Source organism: Gilvimarinus agarilyticus, assembly GCF_000832015.1.
GTDB lineage: Bacteria > Pseudomonadota > Gammaproteobacteria > Pseudomonadales > Cellvibrionaceae > Gilvimarinus > Gilvimarinus agarilyticus.
The window spans coordinates 2,676,515-2,694,092 of the sequence record NZ_JXCJ01000001.1 but is presented as its reverse complement, the minus strand read 5'-3'; the positions used below and the strand labels follow the sequence as shown (position 1 = coordinate 2,694,092).

Annotated in this window: 19 protein-coding genes; all 19 read left to right on the top strand. The window is 53.8% G+C overall.

Annotated features, from left to right (window positions below; genetic code table 11):
- Window positions 1-8: 8 nt before the first annotated feature.
- The 19 genes from SD69_RS11550 to flhB all read left to right on the top strand — a co-directional run bounded on the left by SD69_RS11550 (window position 9) and on the right by flhB (window position 17,461).
- Window positions 9-1,460 (top strand): sigma-54-dependent transcriptional regulator, encoded by a 1,452-nt coding sequence (locus SD69_RS11550; RefSeq protein ID WP_041523340.1) that lies wholly within the window; start codon window positions 9-11, stop codon window positions 1,458-1,460.
- Between the two features lie 184 nt (window positions 1,461-1,644).
- The gene (gene fliE / locus SD69_RS11545) at window positions 1,645-2,010 is read left to right on the top strand and encodes a flagellar hook-basal body complex protein FliE (RefSeq protein ID WP_041523339.1); all 366 of its coding nucleotides are present in this window, start codon (window positions 1,645-1,647) and stop codon (window positions 2,008-2,010) included.
- 48 nt (window positions 2,011-2,058) lie between these two features.
- Window positions 2,059-3,729 (top strand): flagellar basal-body MS-ring/collar protein FliF, encoded by a 1,671-nt coding sequence (fliF, locus tag SD69_RS11540; protein WP_041523338.1) that lies wholly within the window; start codon window positions 2,059-2,061, stop codon window positions 3,727-3,729.
- Between the two features lie 39 nt (window positions 3,730-3,768).
- Complete coding sequence (gene fliG, locus SD69_RS11535; RefSeq protein ID WP_052481382.1) at window positions 3,769-4,755, top strand: flagellar motor switch protein FliG; 987 nt, start codon at window positions 3,769-3,771, stop codon at window positions 4,753-4,755.
- 32 nt (window positions 4,756-4,787) lie between these two features.
- On the top strand, window positions 4,788-5,690 hold the full coding sequence (locus SD69_RS11530) for a flagellar assembly protein FliH (protein ID WP_041523336.1): 903 nt from the start codon (window positions 4,788-4,790) through the stop codon (window positions 5,688-5,690).
- A 10-nt stretch (window positions 5,691-5,700) separates the two neighbouring features.
- Window positions 5,701-7,083: a flagellar protein export ATPase FliI gene (fliI, locus tag SD69_RS11525; protein WP_232301251.1), complete on the top strand. Its 1,383-nt coding sequence runs from the start codon at window positions 5,701-5,703 to the stop codon at window positions 7,081-7,083.
- Window positions 7,076-7,525, top strand: a complete 450-nt coding sequence (fliJ, locus tag SD69_RS11520; protein WP_041523335.1) for a flagellar export protein FliJ — start codon at window positions 7,076-7,078, stop codon at window positions 7,523-7,525. Before fliI ends, fliJ begins: the two co-directional genes overlap by 8 nt.
- A 131-nt stretch (window positions 7,526-7,656) precedes the next feature.
- Window positions 7,657-7,962: an STAS domain-containing protein gene (locus SD69_RS11515; RefSeq protein WP_041523334.1), complete on the top strand. Its 306-nt coding sequence runs from the start codon at window positions 7,657-7,659 to the stop codon at window positions 7,960-7,962.
- A gap of 3 nt (window positions 7,963-7,965) precedes the next feature.
- Window positions 7,966-9,678 (top strand): fused response regulator/phosphatase, encoded by a 1,713-nt coding sequence (locus SD69_RS11510; RefSeq protein WP_041523333.1) that lies wholly within the window; start codon window positions 7,966-7,968, stop codon window positions 9,676-9,678.
- Between the two features lie 92 nt (window positions 9,679-9,770).
- Window positions 9,771-10,112, top strand: a complete 342-nt coding sequence (locus SD69_RS11505; RefSeq protein ID WP_041523332.1) for an Hpt domain-containing protein — start codon at window positions 9,771-9,773, stop codon at window positions 10,110-10,112.
- Between the two features lie 137 nt (window positions 10,113-10,249).
- Window positions 10,250-11,728 (top strand): flagellar hook-length control protein FliK, encoded by a 1,479-nt coding sequence (locus SD69_RS18145; RefSeq protein WP_052481106.1) that lies wholly within the window; start codon window positions 10,250-10,252, stop codon window positions 11,726-11,728.
- Window positions 11,729-11,911: 183 nt separating this feature from the next.
- On the top strand, window positions 11,912-12,445 hold the full coding sequence (locus SD69_RS11495) for a flagellar basal body-associated FliL family protein (RefSeq protein ID WP_041523331.1): 534 nt from the start codon (window positions 11,912-11,914) through the stop codon (window positions 12,443-12,445).
- A gap of 12 nt (window positions 12,446-12,457) precedes the next feature.
- Window positions 12,458-13,465 carry a flagellar motor switch protein FliM gene (gene fliM / locus SD69_RS11490; RefSeq protein WP_041523330.1) on the top strand — a complete coding sequence of 336 codons (1,008 nt, stop codon included), beginning with the start codon at window positions 12,458-12,460 and terminating at the stop codon, window positions 13,463-13,465.
- Window positions 13,455-13,901, top strand: a complete 447-nt coding sequence (gene fliN / locus SD69_RS11485; RefSeq protein ID WP_041523329.1) for a flagellar motor switch protein FliN — start codon at window positions 13,455-13,457, stop codon at window positions 13,899-13,901. The genes fliM and fliN overlap by 11 nt, the downstream gene beginning before the upstream one ends.
- Before the next feature lie 2 nt (window positions 13,902-13,903).
- Window positions 13,904-14,404 (top strand): flagellar biosynthetic protein FliO, encoded by a 501-nt coding sequence (fliO, locus tag SD69_RS11480; RefSeq protein WP_052481105.1) that lies wholly within the window; start codon window positions 13,904-13,906, stop codon window positions 14,402-14,404.
- Window positions 14,373-15,263: a flagellar type III secretion system pore protein FliP gene (gene fliP, locus SD69_RS11475; RefSeq protein WP_232301183.1), complete on the top strand. Its 891-nt coding sequence runs from the start codon at window positions 14,373-14,375 to the stop codon at window positions 15,261-15,263. The genes fliO and fliP overlap by 32 nt, the downstream gene beginning before the upstream one ends.
- Window positions 15,264-15,271: 8 nt before the next feature.
- A complete protein-coding gene (gene fliQ, locus SD69_RS11470; RefSeq protein ID WP_041523328.1) occupies window positions 15,272-15,541 on the top strand; it encodes a flagellar biosynthesis protein FliQ in 270 nt (89 codons plus the stop codon).
- Window positions 15,542-15,545: 4 nt separating this feature from the next.
- Window positions 15,546-16,328 carry a flagellar biosynthetic protein FliR gene (fliR, locus tag SD69_RS11465; RefSeq protein ID WP_041523327.1) on the top strand — a complete coding sequence of 261 codons (783 nt, stop codon included), beginning with the start codon at window positions 15,546-15,548 and terminating at the stop codon, window positions 16,326-16,328.
- Window positions 16,328-17,461, top strand: coding sequence for a flagellar biosynthesis protein FlhB (gene flhB, locus SD69_RS11460; RefSeq protein WP_041523326.1), 1,134 nt, complete (start codon window positions 16,328-16,330; stop codon window positions 17,459-17,461). The genes fliR and flhB overlap by 1 nt, the downstream gene beginning before the upstream one ends.
- Window positions 17,462-17,578 lie beyond the last annotated feature (117 nt).

Sequence of the window (17,578 nt, the reverse complement as noted above, 5' to 3'; positions counted from 1 at the left end):
AATTTGTTATGTCAAACCCAGCCACGTCGCTCACTCAACGCTGCGCGCCCGTTGTTATGGTGGTAGAAGATGACCCCAACCTGCGCGAAGCATTAGTCGATACCCTGATGCTGGCTGATTACTCGGTGGCCGAGGCAGACAGTGCCGAGTCTGCTATTGGTCAGCTTAAAGGCGGCACCGAGGTGGCGATGATTGTCTCGGATGTAAACATGGGTGTGATGAGTGGCTATGACCTGTTAAAACAGGTAAAAGCAGAGTATCCACATATTCCCGTGCTGCTGGTGACCGCCTACGCGAGTATTGCCGATTCGGTTTCGGCCATTAAAGAAGGTGCTGTGGATTATCTGGTTAAACCCTTCGAGCCCGAGGCCTTACTCGAGTCGGTGGCGCGTCACGTGGGCGGCGTGGTAACCAAAAGTGATCAGCCGGTGGCCGAAGCACCCGGTAGTAAACAGTTACTGCAGCTGGCGCAGCGAGTGGCGCAATCGGAGTCTACTGTGCTGATTATCGGCGAGTCTGGCACCGGTAAAGAGGTATTGGCGCGTTACGTTCATGATCATTCGCCCCGTCGCGACAAACCGTTTGTTGCCATTAACTGTGCGGCAATCCCCGAAAACATGCTAGAGGCCACACTGTTTGGCCATGAGAAGGGCGCCTATACCGGCGCGCACACCAGCGCCCCGGGTAAATTTGAGCAAGCCAATGGCGGTACCTTGCTGCTCGATGAGCTCTCTGAAATGGATGTAGGCCTACAAGCTAAACTGTTACGCGTACTGCAAGAACGTGAAGTGGAAAGGGTCGGCGGGCGCAAAACCATCGCGCTTGATGTGCGCGTGATTGCCACCTCAAACCGCAATATGCGCGCCGAGGTTGTCGCTGGCCGGTTTCGCGAAGATTTGTACTTTCGCTTAAGTGTTTTACCGCTCGAGTGGGCACCGCTGCGCGACCGTACTGAAGATATTGTGCCGCTTGCCACGAAATTGCTTGAGCGCCATGCCCGCAAGCAAAAGCGTGGTCGTGTGGTGCTCGATGCCTCCGCCAAACAGGCGCTGCTGGCCTATCGCTGGCCCGGCAATGTGCGCGAGCTGGATAATATTATGCAGCGCGCATTGATTTTGCAGTCGGGCGGCTTTATTGGCGCGGCGGATTTAGGTTTGCACAGCACATCACAATACAGCGACAAACCCAGCTTAATGGATGATGTTGCGGCGGCGCCCGAGGTGAGTGAGCGTCAGGTTCACGTGGCCTCACTCGCGACAACGACACCTGCAGTCCACACACCAGAGGCGGCCGAACTGAGCAGCGATTTGCGCCGTCACGAGTTTGAGATTATCGCCGAGGCGTTGCGTGCCGAGCGCGGCAGTCGAAAAAATACCGCAGAGCGCTTAGGCATTAGTGCCCGGACGTTGCGTTATAAATTAGCCCGATTTAAAGACGAGGGCTTTGCGCTCGACATTTAATACCGCACTTTGCTTGAGGGCGGCCGCCGGGGAAACTCGCGCGGCCGTTTGTGATTATGGGTGTTGGCTAACGTAAAAATAAGATTTTGGCCCAGTTTGTGCACTATTGGGTATAAACGCGACAAAATGGCAAAAACGCCAAAAACCTGTCGCCCGTCCATCAACCCCAATAGCGAGTACAGGCATGAGCAACCGGGTCGATATCAGTAATTTGCTGACCGAGATGCGCGCGCTAAAAGCGCAAACCAACGCCTTTCAAAAGCCAGAAGCACTGGCGGATGTTAACCGCCCAGCTCGCCCAGGCGAAGTACAGGCGGGCACTAAGGTACCGGGTTTTTCTGAGGTGATGAGCGATGCGGTTAACAAGGTTAACGACTTGCAAAGTCAGGCCGGTGCCAAAGCCGAGGCCTATCAGCGCGGCGAAGCCAATGTCGACATCACCGATGTAATGATCGCTTCGCAAAAAGCCAGCGTGTCGTTTGAGGCCGCCGTGCAAGTACGCAATAAATTGGTAGAAGCCTACCGCGATATTATGAACATGCCTATTTAAAAATAGGGACTGGGTTACAAGCTTATGGCACAGACAGATACCGCGACAATGGCCGATGAAGGTACGGGTAAAACCGCCCGCGGCAACGACTTAATTGAGGGTTTTGGTGGATTATCGCTATTGCGCCAAATCGGCTTGATGCTGGGCTTGGCCGCCTCGGTAGCCATCGGGTTTTATATTGTGCTTTGGAGTCAGGGTGAAGAGTACCGCCCGCTGTATGGCAGCCTTGATCGCCTGGATTCGGGCGAGGTGGTGTCGATTCTAGAGCAAAATCAAATCCCCTATAAAATTGAACCTTCCACCGGCGCGTTGTTGGTGACCAGCGAAAATATTCATACTGCGCGATTAAAGTTGGCCGAAGTCGGAATTGGGCAAAATCAATCGGTGGGTTTTGAGTTGCTCGAAAAAGAACAGGCATTGGGTACCAGCCAGTTTATCGAGAGCGCGCGTTACCAGCGCAGCCTGGAGGGGGAGCTTGCCCGCACCATCACCAGCATTAACTCGGTGCGTTCGGCGCGAGTCCATCTGGCCATTCCTAAACGGTCGGTGTTTGTTCGCGACGCCAGAAAGCCCAGTGCGTCCGTATTTTTAGAGCTATTCCCTGGGCGCGATATCGAGCCGAAGCAAGTAAAAGCAATCGCTAATATGGTGGCTTCGAGCATCAGCGAATTAAACAATCAAGACGTTACCGTTGTGGATCAGTACGGTAATCTATTGTCGCTGGGTGAAGAGACACCCGCGTTAATTCTGGCCGACAAGCAACGCCAATACACTGTTAATTTAGAAGATAAGTTAGCCAGCCGGGTAGACAGCATTCTGGCGCCGGTAGTCGGACCGGGTAATTTTCACGCCGAGGTGAGTGCCGATGTGGACTTTACGGCAATTGAGCAGGCCGAGGAGGTGTTTAATGATGCCGAGCCGGTTCTGCGCAGTGAACAAAGCCACAGTGAAGTCCGTCGAGGCGATACCACAATTGGTGGTATTCCTGGCGCTTTGACGAATCAGCCCCCGGTGGACGCTCAGGTGCCGCAGCAAGTGGACCCAAACCTTGTGCAGGACGATGTTGCACAACCACACCACAGCCGCGAGCAGGTTACCCGCAATTTTGAAGTCGATCGCCTCATCAGTTATACGCGCCGCCAGCAAGGTAATATTGAGCGCTTAAGTGTTGCCGTCGTACTTGACAACAAACGCTCGGTAAACGCCGAGGGCGAAGCGGTGAGCGAGCCCTGGAGCGATGCCGAGCTGGAGCGCTTTACCACGCTCGTACGTGATGCGGTTGGGTTTTCGGCCGCTCGTGGGGACAGTGTCAATGTCGTCAATTCGCCCTTTATCGAGCGCGAACCTATCGATACGGGTGCCCTGGAAGTACCTTGGTGGCAAGAGAGCTGGCTTACGCCTTACATTAAGCCGCTGGTGGGTTTTTTACTGGTGATGGCATTGATTTTTGGCTTGCTGCGCCCAGTGTTAAAAACCATCGCCCGTTCCGGATCTCGCTCGGCTGAAGAAGAAGAGGCGCGCCAACTGGCGGCACTGGAAGCGGCGGGCTTAGGTGGTGACATGTCAGCCGATTCGGTTACCCTGACCGGCGGCGCCGTGGCCTTGCCCGGCCCAGAAGAGGGCTATGAGCAGCAGTTGAGCGCGATTAAAGGTTTGGTTGCGGAAGACCCAGGCCGGGTGGCGCAAGTGGTTAAATCTTGGATTAACAAAGACGAGTAAACAATTGTGGCTGAACAAAAAACGGTACCGACTACACAAATGAGCCCTGTCGATCAGGCGGCGGTTTTGTTGATGTCGTTGGGTGAGCAAGACGCCGCCGAGGTGCTAAAGCACATGGGCCCCAAAGAGGTTCAGCGCATTGGCGCTGCCATGGCGACCCTGACCAATGTTCAGCAAAGTGACGTGCAGATGGTCATGCAGAATTTCCTTGAAGAGGCCCGCACGTTAACGGGGCTTGGCATGGGTTCTGACAGCTATATTCGCAATATGCTGATCACCGCACTGGGCGAAGACAAAGCCAGCTCACTGGTCGATCGAATCTTGCTAGGCGGCAATACAACCGGGCTTGATACCCTAAAATGGATGGACCCACGCTCGGTGGCGGATATCATTCGCAATGAACACCCGCAGATTCAGGCTATTGTGATTGCTTATCTCGACGCCGATCAATCGGCCGAGATTTTAGGGTATTTTACGGAAAAAGTACGTACAGACATTATGATGCGTGTGGCTTCGCTCGATATGGTACAGCCTAGTGCTTTGCAAGAGCTTAACGATATCCTCGAGAAGCAGTTCTCTGGTAAAACCGGCTCGCAAAACAAAGCCATGGGTGGTTACAAAGTAGCGGCCGAGATTATGAATCACCTCGACGGTAGCATTGAGACGGATCTAATGGATTCGATCAAAGAGGTGGATGAAGACATGGGTAACCAGATCCAGGATCTGATGTTTGTCTTCGAAAACCTCAAAGACGTCGACGACCGTGGTATTCAAATGTTGTTGCGTGAAGTGTCGTCTGAGGTGTTAATCGTGGCGCTGAAAGGGGCCGATGGCGCGCTGCAAGATAAAATATTTAAAAATATGTCTAAACGCGCCGCCGAATTACTGCGTGACGACTTAGAAGTCAAAGGCCCGGTTCGTATCTCTGAGGTGGAGTCGGCACAAAAAGAAATCCTTACTATTGCCCGGCGTATGGCCGATGCCGGTGAAATCGTGCTCGGGGGCAGCGGCGAGCAGCTGCTATAGTCGTTGCTATAGCCCTCTAACGGAGCCCCTTCATGGTCGATAAACCCAGATCCAACCCCAATCGAATTCCCGCCAATGAGACGGCCGAGTGGCAGTCTTGGGCCGTGCCCACTGTTGACGGCGGCGCTAAAGGCGACACGAAAACTAAGGCCGAAGAAGCTCGCTTGGGTGCGCAGGCGGGTGAAACCATCGAAGATGTGGAAATTGAAGGGTTAACGGCCAGTGGTTTAACCGCCGAGCAAATGTCTGAAATCGTTCAGGCAGCCGAGCAAGAAGGCTTTGCCCACGGCCTGGAGAAAGGCCAGCAACAAGGTTACGAAGACGGCTACCGTCAGGGGCAGGAGCGAGGCGGCGAGGATATACGCCAGTTGTTGACCATGGAGCAACAAACCTTCGCCAGCTTAGTTCAGGCGTTAAAAGAGCCAATCGATGAGCAGGATGAAAAACTCGAAGCACTGATGTTGACCATGATCGAGCGCATTAGCCGTGCGGTGGTGGGGCGTGATTTAGTGACTCAGCCCGTCGATATTCTCCCGCTGGTACGGCAATCCATCGCCGCCTTACCCAGCCCAGGTAACAATGTGACGCTGCATCTAAACCTTGCCGATCACGATTGCGTTAAGCGCTACGCCGAAGAGCACGGCCACGACTGGACACTGCGGGTTGCTCCTGAAATCAGCGCCGGCGGTGTACGTGTGAGTACCAACGACAGCTTAGTAGACTTTACCGTGGAGCGGCGTTTAGACGAAACTCTAGAGCGCTTTAAACTGCGCCAAGATCTGGATGAAACCACCAGCGACGAGCAGTTGCTGGCGCGAGAGCTCCCGGGGGTAAGCTCGGAACAAGACGCTCTCAATACCGAAACACCTGAGCTTGGCGCCGACACCGTACCCGCGCCGCAAGACTCTGACGGCGGAGCCGACCCCAGTGTCTGAGCGCCGTGATTTGTGGTACCGGTTGCGGCCTTATCTACCCGATCCGGTCGCGGTGGTGCCCGAGGCGGAGGGCCGCCTAGTTCGCTCGGTGGGGCTGACGCTCGAGGCAGTAGGGCTCAACTTATCGGTGGGGCGGCAGTGCGTGTTGCTGTCACGGGATGGCCGGCGAATCGAAGCCGAGGTGGTGGGCTTCTCAGGGCAAAGTGTTTTTTTAATGCCGGTTAAGCGGGTCGAGGGGCTAGAACCCGGCGCCCGGGTTATTCCTTTGGCGCACAGCCAGGCTATGCGCATTGGCTTGCAAACCTTAGGCCGCGTGATTAATGGTTTGGGCCAGCCGCTCGATGGCAAAGGTGCACTGCAGGGCGGCGATTTTCTCGATTTTGCCCCCAGTGATATCAACCCGTTAAAGCGTCACCCTATCCACGAGCCTTTGGACGTTGGCATACGTGCCATTAATGGGCTGGTAACCGTAGGCCGTGGACAGCGCATGGGGCTGTTTGCCGGCAGTGGTGTCGGTAAAAGTGTGTTGATGGGAATGATGACCAAATACACCACCGCCGATGTGGTGGTGGTGGGGCTGGTGGGCGAGCGCGGCCGCGAGGTAAAAGAGTTCATCGATCACATTTTGGGCCCCGAGGGTATGGCGCGGGCCGTGGTGGTGGCCTCACCGGCAGACGACGCCCCGCTAATGCGGTTGCGCGCGGCCCAGCTGTGCAGCCGCATTGCCGAATACTATCGCGACCAGGGCTTAAACGTTCTGCTGCTCATGGATTCTCTCACCCGGTTTGCTCAAGCTCAGCGCGAAATCTCGCTGGCCATCGGTGAGCCGCCGGCTACCAAAGGTTATCCACCCTCTGTGTTTGCCCGTATCCCCGAGCTGGTTGAGCGCGCGGGTAATGCTGCCGAGGGAGAGGGCTCGATAACGGCGTTTTACACCGTGTTAACCGAAGGCGATGATCTACAGGATCCAATCGCCGACGCGGCGCGGGCGATCCTCGACGGCCATATTGTGTTGTCACGTCAGCTGGCTGAAGAGGGGGTTTACCCGGCCATTGACGTGGAGGCTTCCATCAGTCGGGCGATGCCGCAAATTGTCTCGGCCAATCACCTGACCCAAATGCAAAAGTTTAAACAACTGCTGGCTAAGTACGAACAAAATCGCGATTTGGTGGCGATCGGCGCCTATACCGCGGGCTCCGACCCGCAAACCGACGAAGCGATCGAGAAGTTTCCTAAGTTGCGCCAGTTTGTGCAGCAATCCTTAACGCAGGCGGTTTCCTTGGGCGAGGCGCACAAAGGCTTGGCCGATTTAGTTCAGCCTAACGCTCAGGCTACGCGTAAAAGCCCGTTGGCCGCCGAGCACGGGCGGACGGATGGCTCGGTAAATGGCTAAACCTCGCTCAGAAAGGCTTAAGGTGGTTCTGCGCGTAGCAGAGCACCAAGAGCAGGAAGCCGCCGGTTATCTTGCGCAGTATCAACAGCAGTTGGCTGGAGAGCGCTCTCAGCTTGATCAGCTGGAGCAGTACCACCATAGTTATTTAAACGAGTATGGCGATACGTCCGTGGGGCACTCGGTGCAGGATATGATGCGCTACAGTGATTTTATTGGCCGACTGGCCGGTGCCATCGATGAGCAGCAACTTAAGGTCGCCAATGCCGCCGAGCAGTGTGAAAAGGTTATGCAACACTGGCAAGTTAAGCGCCATAAGCGCAAGTCGCTCGAGTCGTTAATCGAGCGCTTGCGCCAAGGTGAAAATGCCGAGCTGGAGCGAAAACTACAAAAAGAACTCGATGAGTTGGCAAACCTCAATCGGCAATCGCCGCCCTACGGTTAATGCCGCTATTGTTGGGCGCAAAAATAGTCTATTCTCTAGGCACTGGGCTTGCGGGCGCGCCCGTAGCGTAAGCCACCAAGGAATATCACCTCGCTAAGAGGTGAACAACAGGTAGATAAGTGAGGCGAGTTATGACAGTCACGTCGACGGTAACCAGTGACGGCAGCGAACTGACCATCGTGATCAAAGGGCGTTTTGATTTCAGCGCTCATCAGGATTTTCGCGGCAGTTACGAGACGCTTCCCGTCAGACCCGATCATTTTATTATCGATATGACCGATACCGCTTACCTCGATAGCTCGGCGCTGGGCATGTTATTGCTATTGCGCGATTACGCTGGAGGTGACGCCTCGGATATTGTCATTAAAAATGCCAGTACTGATGTTAGGCGAATATTGAGCATCTCGAACTTCGAACAACTCTTTACCATTCAGTAGCACATGGATCTTGCTAAAAAGGACGAGCGCTTAATTACCGTGCTGGTTGCCGATGACACCGCGACGGATCGAATAATTTTAGAAACCATATTGCGCAAGCAGGGCCATCGTGTGTTAAGTGCCGAAGATGGCGAGCAAGCGGTGATCTGTTTTCGAGAGCATCGGCCTGACATCGTGTTGCTTGATGCTCTGATGCCGAGACTTGATGGGTTCGCCGCCGCACGGCAAATTAAATCCCTGGCCGGGGAAGAGCTTGTACCCATTATCTTTCTCACCTCCCTTACCGATACTGAGTCACTGGTAAAGTGCCTTGAGGCCGGTGGCGACGACTTTTTATCAAAGCCCTACAACCCCGTTATTCTGCAAGCCAAAGTAAAGTCGTTTTTTCGGATGCGCTCGATGCAACGAACGATGCTGGAACAGCGAGACCAGATCGCGCAGCACAATGAGCACTTCTTGCAAGAGCAGACGGTTGCGAAGCAAGTGTTCGACAATATAACCAGTAGCGGCCACGTTGATACCGAACACTTGCGTTATTACTTGTCTCCTTTGGCAGTGTTTAATGGCGATGTGATGGTGGCCTCGACCACGCCGGCCGGTAATTTAATGGTATTACTGGGAGATTTTACAGGCCACGGACTGCCAGCCGCTATTGGCGCTATGCCGCTGGCCACGACGTTTTATGGCATGGTGGACAAAGGCTTTGCCATGTCCGATATCCTTGCGGAAATTAACGGTAAGCTAAAAAGTATTTTACCCGTAGGACTGTTTTGTTGTGCCGCCATGGTGGAGATGAATTTTCGCAAAAACACCGTGCGTATCTGGAATGGCGGCTTGCCTGCGGCTTACCTGTATCGCCGCGATGGCAGTGTCGAGCAAATTAAATCAACCCACTTACCGCTGGGCGTATTAACCAACAAAAAGTTTAAAGCCGATCCGGCGCTTATCAGCATGGAGCAAGGGGAGCGGCTGTACCTCTGGTCTGACGGTATCCACGAGGCACGCGATACCGAGGGCGAGATGTTTGGTGAGGAGCGACTACTAGCGGCCTTTGCCCAAAACACGCAGGCTCCGGTACTTTTTGATGAATTATTAGAGCGGGTGAAAGATTTTGTAGGGCAGGGCCAGCGCAGTGATGATTTATCATTAATTGAGTTGCTGATGGCGCCGCTTAGTTCAGCCTACGTAACCCCAGGCACCGAACAGGCCAACTCGCAATCTCAGTTGGCCGAGTGGAGCCTAAGCTTTGAGGTTAAACCCTCAAGCTTTGCAATTTTTGACCCGTTGCCGCTGCTGTTAAGCGTATTGCTAGAGGTGCCTGGGCTGCGCAACCATAGCGGTACTCTGTACACCATTATTTCTGAGTTATACACCAACGCGCTGGAGCACGGCGTATTGGGGCTAGACTCTTCGATAAAAGATGACCCGGAAGGGTTTGATCGCTATTACCAGCTGCGTCGCGAGCGCACCAAAGCCATTACCGAGGGGTATGTCAAAATCGATTTGGCCCACAGCACCGATATGGACGGAGGCTCTCTGGCGATCGTGGTGGCGGACAGTGGCAACGGCTTTGATCCGGCGGCGCGCCCAGAGCTTACCGGTAATGAGTACAGTGGCCGCGGACTGAAAATGATTGAATCTCTATGTGATTCACTCGAGGTGCGAGGAGCCGGCAATGTGGTGGCCGCTACCTATTGCTGGCGCAATGACGACTAGATCGCATTTTACAGACGGTTAACTACTTGATACGTCAAAGGAAAAGGTTTAAAAGTGGTGCTAAGGATTTAGCCGACGAGTAGGGAGAGGCCATGAGCGATAGGCAATTAATCGATCACGAGACATTACTCACATTGCAGGAGGTGATGGAGGATGATTTTGGCCACCTGATCGATACCTACCTTAACGACTCTGAAGACCGCTTAACCGCTATGCAAAAGGCCCTAGCCAGTGGTGACGGTGAGGCGCTACGGCGTGCGGCCCATAGTTTTAAAGGCAGCTGCAGTAATATCGGCGCGCAGACTTTGGTGGCACACTGCCAGCATATCGAGCAGGCCGCTGCCAACAACCAGCTGGTTGGCCTGGAGACCACATTGGTGACCTTACAAGGCGAGTTTGGTCAGGTTCGTCATCAGCTTGTGGTGTATCAATAGCGCTGTGTAGCTGCGGCGCCCCGTTTACTTCAAATCTTACATCCCACCTTGGCACTGTGCTTGCTATAACCCTCCTGTATTAAAGATTTTGTTCGCAAGCGGCAAGTGCTTGCCGCCCATGGTCTACAGGAGCACACATGGCAACGAATGAACCCTCATTACTGGGTATGCTGTTCCGGCCGCAAGCTGGTGGAGTTCAGTCCACTCAGACGCGTACCGATGCGACGCGAGACGCGCAGTTGTTCAGCGACTCGTTAAATACCGCGTATCGTGATCAGCGCACTAGCCGGCCCGAAGCGGCCGAGCGCCCCGACACACGCTCAGACAATAGCCGCCGAGATCCGCCAGAGCGTATGGCGGCAAACGATAACCGCCACACGGCAGACCTTGCTTCAAGGTCGCGCGCGGAGCAGCTCGAACAGTCTCAAGCCGCCAAGGGGGCCGCTCAAGAGCACTTGAGCAGTCGCCAGCGGGAGACCCTGGAGCGCCTCGAGCCCGCCCAGCGCGAAGCAATTGAGGCCTTGGAACCTGCCCAACAAGCTCAGGTGTTAGATGAGATTGCGGCGCAGAACGAGGCCGGTATTACCGATGAAACCTTAAGCGCCATACTCGATAAGCTGGATCCACAGCAGCGGGAGCAGCTGTTGGCGCTGATGCAGTCGCTTACGGATCAAGCAGCCGCCGGGAAAGAGATAGAATCACTGGTGGCACAGATTGAGCAAGCGCAGGAGGCGGGTCAGGTACCGCCAGAGTTGGCGGCCTGGCTCAGCAGTCAAATAAAAGGCGAGGGTAAAGGCGCCGATGCCGCTTCTTTGGTGGCGCGATTAGAGAGTGTTCAGAGTAACGTCAAACAGATGTTGAGCGGCATCAACCCCGCCGTCGCGCAAACTCCGGGTGCGAGTATTGCAAAAGAGGGTAGCGCTGCCCTGGGAAGCGCCGAGCCCGGTCAAGCCCAGCAGCCCGGCGGGCAACTGCAAATGACGCAGCAGGGCCCCTTAAGCCTTGATGGGCAGCGTGAACGCGGCGCCTTGCTCGAGACTGCAAAGCTGCACAATTTGTTGGCCGGGCGGGGCGAAGCCGTGGATAAACCCACGGCGGGTAGCATTACGGCGCTCACCGAGTCGCTAGGCTTGGCCAACCGCACTCCGGCAGCACAAGCCGCTCAGCGCGCGGCCCCGCCAGTGTTGCCGAGCTTTAACCAAAGTGGTTGGGGCGACGCCGTGGGGCAAAAAGTCACTTGGATGGCGCGACAAAATATCACCAGCGCTGACATACGTTTAGATCCACCCGATCTTGGCAGTATTCACGTGCGGGTCACCATTCAAAATGACCAAGCCCACGTTAGCTTCAGTAGCGCGCAGCCTGTTGTCCGCGAGGCGCTGGATCAGCACTCGGCGCGTTTGCGTGAGATGTTGACCGAGCAGGGCATGAGCGACGTTAACGTCGATGTGTCGGATGAACAATCGTTTGCTGAGTCGGACCCCCGTGGCACAGGAGAGCGAGGCAGCGGTGGTGGCGATGCTACACGCACAGCCAGCGCAGAGGATGAAAATCTTAACGAGACCAGTGCGGGCCTTCGTCAGGGCACCATATCCTTGGTCGATCACTACGCTTAACCTCCTTAAGCTAGTCTGAGCAGGCGCGGTAGCGCGCCTGCTTTACAACCCCCGTCACCACTTTTGTTCCAGTCCAGTCTCTGCTGGATCTTCCCTTAATGTCCGGCCCCTTACATAGTCTGACCGCATGGCACGGCTATTGCTCATACCCCTCCAGAACAACGCAGACGACGGATATTTGACATGGCGGAAGACGAGCTAGAAAACACCGAGGAAGAGGCCGGACAAGAAGATGCCGGCAGCAAACCCGGTAACAAAAAAAAGCTCATTATTTTGGTGGTAATTTTACTGCTGCTCATCGCGGGCTCGGTTGCCGCCACTTTATGGGTGTTATCAGGCTCCTCTGACGAGGAGGCCGATCCAGAGGCGAGCGAGGCTGTAGAGCAACCGGAGCGCGAAGCGGCTATTTATTTTCCGCTTAAACCCGAGTTTATCACCAGCTTTGAGGTGCGCGGGCGCCAGCGTTTTATGCAAGTGGAGATGAACCTAATGCTTCGCGATAACACCGCTGTGAGTGATATCGAACTGCATATGCCCGCCATTCGCAACGCGTTGGTGATTTTGTTGCGCGGGCAAATTTACGCCGAGTTGCAAACTCCGGAAGGAAAAGAGCTACTGCGTCAACAGGCATTAAACACTGTGCAAGAAGTGCTGGTAGCTGAAACCGGAGAGCCGGTCATCGAGCAAGTGTTGTTTACCAATTTAGTGCTGCAATAGAGGCGAGCCAACGTGCAAGACTTACTGACACAAGATGAAATTGATGCGCTGTTGCACGGTGTCGACGAAGGCGACATTGATACCGAAAACGATTTAGAGCCGGGCGCCGTTCGATCTTACGACCTTACCAGCCAGGACCGTATTGTCCGCGGTCGCATGCCGACTTTGGAGATGATCAACGAGCGCTTTGCCCGCTACACCCGTATAAGCATGTTTAATATGTTGCGGCGTACGGCGGATGTCTCTATTGGCGGCATCCAGATTCAAAAGTTCGGCGAGTATGTCCATACCTTGTATGTGCCTACCAGTTTAAACATGGTCAAGTTTCGTCCGCTGCGTGGTACCGCGCTGGTGATTTTAGACGCGCGTTTAGTTTTTAAGCTGGTTGATAATTTTTTTGGTGGCGATGGCCGCCACGCCAAAATTGAGGGGCGCGAGTTCACTCCAACCGAGCTGCGCGTCGTGCAAATGGTGCTCAATCAAGTGTTTGTCGATTTGGGTGAGGCCTGGAAGGCGGTTATGCCTATCGAGTTTGAGTACATCAACTCCGAGGTTAACCCCTCGCTGGCAAATATCGTTAGCCCCAGTGAAGTAGTGGTGGTAAGCACTTTTCACATTGAATTAGACGGTGGCGGGGGCGATTTGCACCTGACCATTCCCTATTCGATGATCGAGCCCATTCGCGAAGTGTTGGATGCCGGTCTGCAAAGCGATTCCGACGAGCAAGACGATCGCTGGGTTAAAGCGTTACGGGAAGATGTTTTGTCGGCTAAAGTAGATCTGGAGTGTGAGGTGGTAAATCGCGAAATCACGCTACGGGATATTGTCGATCTCGACGTGGGCGATATTATTCCCATCGAATTTCCGCCCCACCAGGTACTAACCGCCAATGGCGTGCCGGTGTTTCGAACCCAGCTTGGGCAACACAAGGGCAACCTTGCCTTAAAAATAAAAGAATTTATTGATCACAGTAGTGCGCACAATATCAGCGCTGCCGAAGGAGGCCCTAATGGCAAATGATGACGAAAACGTAGGCGGCGAGGACCTGGATCAGCAGGCAATGGCCGATGAATGGGCGGCCGCAATGCAAGAGCAACAAGCCGTTGACGATATCGTAGACGACGCCGGTGCCGCGCAAGAGAGCGATGCACTTGCACTGGATGAGCTCGAGAGTGAAGGCTCGCCACGGGAGCTGGGGCCCGAGCTCGATTTGATTTTGGATATTCCGGTAAGCATCTCTATGGAGGTGGGTAGCACCGCAATCACCATCAGAAACCTACTGCAGCTCAACCAAGGCTCCGTCATAGAGCTCGATCGCTTGGCCGGCGAGCCGCTGGATGTAAAAGTCAATGGCACTCTGATTGCTCATGGTGAAGTGGTGGTGGTTAACGAGAAGTTTGGTATTCGTATGACCGATGTTATTAGCCCGTCTGAACGTATTAAAAAGTTACGTTAAGTATGAGCCGCTTACTGTCATTCATTATCGTGCTGTGGGCGACCCTGGGTTTGGCAACTCTGGCTCAGGCGGCAACCGATGCCACTGAAGCTCAGGCGGCGGTCACCCCGGTGGGGGCCGATACACTTTTGTCGGTGTTACTGGGTTTGCTCGGTATTATCGCCTTGATTCTGGGGTTGGCGTGGTTTGCACGGCGCGCCGGTGCCACCGGTTGGGCCCGCTCTAACGATATGAAAGTGGTGGCAACCTTAGCGCTGGGTACCCGTGAGCGGTTGCTGGTGGTGGATGTGGCCGGTACGCAAATTCTACTGGGGGTTACCGCTCAGGCGATCAATCAGCTGCATGTCTTTGAGCAGCCTGTGATTGCGGCCGACGGCACTCAAAGCTCAGAGTTCAGCCAAAAATTAATGAGCATTATGAAAGCTAAGCCGACAGCTTTTTCTCCGCCGGGTACAGACTCGGGTGATGCCCATGCCAATCGCGAGACTCAAGATGGCCGCTAATGTCAGGGTATTGCCACCGTTACTTATGTCGTGGTCCACGCTATGGCTGGCGCTGATTTGTGTAGTGCTGTTTAGCAGCGCAGCGGCGCAAGCTCAACCAGCTGAGGCCTTAGACCCTGTTTCGCCTCAATCGAGCTCAGCGCAACCCAATGACATCGCTGGCAGTGCGCTTCCGGCAATCCCTGGGTTGCCGGCTTTTACGGTAACGACTCAGCCCGATGGCTCGGAAGAATACTCCGTAACGCTGCAAATTCTTGGCATCATGACGATGCTGACTTTCTTGCCAGCGCTGCTGATGATGGTAACCTCCTTCACCCGCATTATTATTGTGTTTGCTATTTTGCGCCAAGCCTTAGGGTTACAGCAGTCGCCATCTAACCAAATTCTGATTGGCCTCTCGCTTTTTTTAACCTTGTTTATTATGAAGCCGGTGTTCGAGCAGGCCAACGCCGACGCATTACAACCCTATATTAACGGCCAAATTAACGCGCAGCAGGCCCTTGCCTCGGCCGCACAGCCGTTTCACAGTTTTATGTTGGCGCAAACCCGTGAGAGTGATATTGCTCTGTTTGTTGGCATCGCCGGCAACGAGCCAATTGCCACCCCACAAGACACACCATTTTCCATTTTGGTGCCGGCGTTTGTCACCAGTGAATTAAAAACAGCGTTTCAAATCGGCTTTATTATTTTCATCCCGTTTTTGGTCATCGATATTGTTGTGGCCAGTGTGCTTATGGCCATGGGTATGATGATGCTCTCGCCACTGATTGTGTCGTTGCCCTTTAAAATTATGCTGTTTGTGTTGGTCGACGGTTGGGCCATGATCATCGGCACCTTAGCCGCTAGCTTTGGCGTGTAGGAGGAGACATGACACCAGAGATAGCGCTTAGTTTATTTGCCGATGGCCTGTACCTGACCATCCTCATGGTGCTGGTTATCGTTGGTCCGAGCTTGATTGTCGGCTTGGTGGTGAGTATGTTTCAGGCGGCGACCCAAATTAACGAGCAGACCTTAAGTTTTTTGCCGCGGCTGATCGTGATGCTAATTACCATTATGATTGCGGGTCATTGGATGGTGATACGCCTGAGCGATTTGTTTAATCGTTTGTTTAACGCCATACCGCAATTAATTGGGTAGCGCGATGGAGCCTATCGTACTCAGCGAGACGATGCTTTATCAGTTTATTGGCCAGTATTTGTGGCCGTTTATTCGCATTGGTGCCATGTTTATGGCAGTGCCAGTGATTGGTGCGCGCACTGTGCCTGCCAGAATTCGTTTGGTATTGGCTTTAGTGGTTACGGCGTTAGTAAGCCCTATGTTAGCACCGGCGCCCGCCATCGAGTTATTAGGTGTACCCGCCATGTTGCGGGTGTTGCAAGAGGTGTTAGTGGGGCTCGCGCTCGGTTTTAGTTTTCAGGTGGTGCTGCACATATTTGTGCTCTCAGGTCAGTTGGTCGCCATGAAGATGGGTTTGGGATTTGCTTCGATGAACGACCCGAGCAATGGTATCTCGGTCACCGTGTTATCGCAGTTTTATCTACTGCTTTCGACTGTGTTGTTTACCATATTTAATGGCCACTTGTTGGTAATCGATTTAATCGTCCGTAGTTTTTCCAGTATTCCCATTGGCACCGGCATTGGCTATCAAGAGTTTGCCATGATCGCGGGTATGGGTTCGTGGATGTTTAGTGCGGCGTTGGTTTTTGTGCTGCCATTGTTCACAGGTTTACTGGTGATCAATATGGCGTTTGGCATTATGAATCGGTCGGCGCCGCAAATTAATGTTTTTACCGTCGGATTTCCCATTGCTCTTATTTTTGGTTTGATTTTTATGTGGGTTAGTTTGGTAGCCTTTTTGCCATACTTTACTTATGTATTTGATGCGGCGGCCGTGTTTGCCGAGCAGTTGCTGAGGTTACCCTAATGGCTGAAGGCGGTGATAGCAGTCAGGAAAAAACCGAAGAGGCCACCCCGCGAAAACTTGAAAAAGCTCGGGAAGATGGCCAGATACTCCGATCGCGCGATCTAACCACAACCTTTATATTACTCGCCGGTACTATTGGCCTATATACCTTTGGTCAAGCCATCGCCGGCAGCATGATGGATCTGACTAAAAATAATTTTAGTTTGACCCGGGTCGAGGTGTTCGACACCGAGGCGATGTTTGCCCACCTGGTCAGCTCGTTTGCCGAGGGGTTGTTCTCCCTGATTCCGCTGTTTATCTTGTTGTTGATCGCCTCGGTCGTGGGGCCGATAGCTTTAGGTGGTTGGCTGTTAAGCGCCAAAGCAATGGCGCCCAAGTTTAGCCGCATGAACCCGGGGGCCGGGCTTAAGCGAATGTTCTCGTTTAAAGCGTTGGTCGAGCTGGCCAAATCGTTAGGCAAAGTGGCCGTGGTGATGATTGCGGCGCTGTTTGCATTAAAAGTATGGCAGCAGGATATTCTACAGCTTGCCGGGCAAGAGACTCGTACCGGCGTCATCGAATCGCTCGAAATTAGCGGTATTACCACGATTTTAATGGCGGCGGTGACCATTTTAATTGCCTTGATTGATGTGCCGTTTCAGATAATGGATCACAGTAAAAAGCTCAAAATGTCGCGCCAGGAAGTAAAGGATGAGCACAAAGACAGTGAAGGTAAGCCCGAGGTAAAGGGCCGTATCCGCCAGTTGCAGCGCGAGATGGCTCAGCGGCGGATGATGGCCCAGGTGCCGGACGCCGATGTGGTGATTACCAACCCAACACATTATGCGGTAGCGCTTAAATACGATCCGGAGACTATGGCGACCCCGGTAATGTTGGCCAAGGGTGGGGATCAAATCGCGTTAAAAATTCGTGAAGTCGCCAAAGCTCATAAGATCGAAATCATCGAATCCCCGGTGCTCGCTCGCTCTATTTTTCATACCACTGAAATTGACGAGCCCATCCCCACGGGCTTGTATGTGGCCGTTGCGCAAGTGTTGGCCTATGTGTTTGGTCTGCGAAATTATCGGCGCGGCAGTGGCGAGCGGCCGCCATACCCACGTGTCGATGTGCCTCGCGATTTACGTTACGACTAAGCCTCCGCGCTGTATTGCATAAAAAATTGCTAAAAACTTAAAACAGGTACAGTTCTTGCGATACCTCTAGGTAACTTACTGGGGGCGTCAAAAAACCGTACACATGGCCATTTCACT